The sequence below is a fragment of the Streptomyces sp. NRRL WC-3549 genome (assembly GCF_000721935.1).
Classification (GTDB): Bacteria; Actinomycetota; Actinomycetes; order Streptomycetales; family Streptomycetaceae; genus Streptomyces.
Genome location: NZ_KL585430.1, coordinates 44,262 through 45,604, shown reverse-complemented (window position 1 = coordinate 45,604; position 1,343 = coordinate 44,262). Strand labels below are relative to the sequence as shown.

The window sequence follows — 1,343 nt, the reverse complement described above, 5'->3', positions numbered from 1 at the left end:
GCACGGTCCTGGTCGCCGCCCACGGCAACAGCCTGCGCGCGCTGGTGAAGCACCTGGACGGCATCTCCGACGCCGACATCGCGGGCCTCAACATCCCGACCGGCATCCCGCTCTCCTACGAGCTGGACGCCGACTTCCGCCCGCTGAACCCGGGTGGGACGTACCTCGACCCGGAGGCGGCGAAGGCCGCGATCGAGGCCGTGAAGAACCAGGGCAAGAAGAAGTAAGCAGAGCTGAAGTAGCCCCCCACCTGCGGGTTCTCCGCGTGGTGGGGGGCTTTTTGGTGGGCTGGGCCGGTCTGCGGGCCGTCACATGCTCAACGGGCCGTCAGGCACGTCGGCTCCAGCGGCGGATGCGGAGGTCGAGGACGATCAGCAGTGCCACGGGGACGGCGATCTCCGCGGGGGCGTCAGCCCAGAGGGCGAGTGCGCCGCCGGCAGTGCCGATGAGCGCGATCGGGAGATCGCGAGGGTGGATATCGACGGTTACGCCGACGCGTGGGACCATGAAGCCCTCCAGCTGTGCTCGGTTCACTTCGCAAGGTGATTTCTGAGGCGTGGCAATGGAGGCGAATGCCGCCCTTGCCGGGGCGGCATTCGCATGCCGCAGGAACTTTCCCACAGCCATCGCGCGCCATACAAACGCCCAGCTAAAAGTCACCCTGTTCGTTTGCATAGACAGATTGTCCATGCAGATAGACAGCCAGAGCGCCCCAACATTTCTCGGAGGCTCGCCAATCTTTCCAGGAGCCGTCCGTTGCGGCTCGTTGCCCCTCGTTGCCTGGTGCCGACCTGTGTCACCTCGCGCCGCCCGCCCCTGCCAGGTACCGGCACGATGCCTCGCAGGGAGCCGCGAGCGAGATGTGAGCAACTGGTTTCCGGAACCGATTCAGGAACCGATTACGGATAACCGGTTATCCGTAATCAGTTACGGATAACCGGTACAGTCTTACCGATTTCAACCTTGTTTCGAAACTCATACTTGGAACCTACAGAAGATTTCAGATGCGAGGTTCCGGCACCACAACAGACGTCTTCGAGAACTAGCCGTTACATGATTCGACGATCTGCGACCCGAAGATCGCACTGACCACCTTGCGCGTGCGCTCCTGGTGGACGGCATCAGGTGTGCATACGCCCGCAGCGTCAGACCGGGATCCGAGCCCCCGAGGAAGCATCACTACTCGGCATCCAGAAAGCCGCACTCGTGACGCACATCCGGCGGACGTACTACAGCGACGAGGGCCGCCCCGTGGAGACGGCGGACATTGTGGTGCCCGCAGCGCATTGCGAGATCGTCTACGAGATCCCGATCAGCCGTTAGCCTCGATCTTTCGTGACGGG

Annotated in this window: 2 protein-coding genes and 1 pseudogene; 2 read left to right on the top strand and 1 reads right to left on the bottom strand. The window is 63.2% G+C overall.

Translation table 11 applies throughout. The features are described 5' to 3' along the window. Positions 1-227, top strand: a 227-nt coding sequence (locus IH13_RS0130345) for a 2,3-bisphosphoglycerate-dependent phosphoglycerate mutase (RefSeq protein ID WP_031089289.1), incomplete at its 5' end; no start/stop codon positions are given. A 100-nt stretch (positions 228-327) separates the two neighbouring features. Here IH13_RS0130345 and IH13_RS0130340 read toward each other — a convergent pair. Continuing rightward, positions 328-534 carry a hypothetical protein gene (locus IH13_RS0130340; protein ID WP_234433446.1) on the bottom strand — a complete coding sequence of 69 codons (207 nt, stop codon included), beginning with the start codon at positions 532-534 and terminating at the stop codon, positions 328-330. A 633-nt stretch (positions 535-1,167) separates the two neighbouring features. On the opposite strand from IH13_RS0130340, the pseudogene IH13_RS41495 reads away from it, so the two are divergent. Then, positions 1,168-1,323: pseudogene (locus tag IH13_RS41495) on the top strand (GntR family transcriptional regulator); the annotation flags it as partial. Positions 1,324-1,343: the final 20 nt, after the last annotated feature.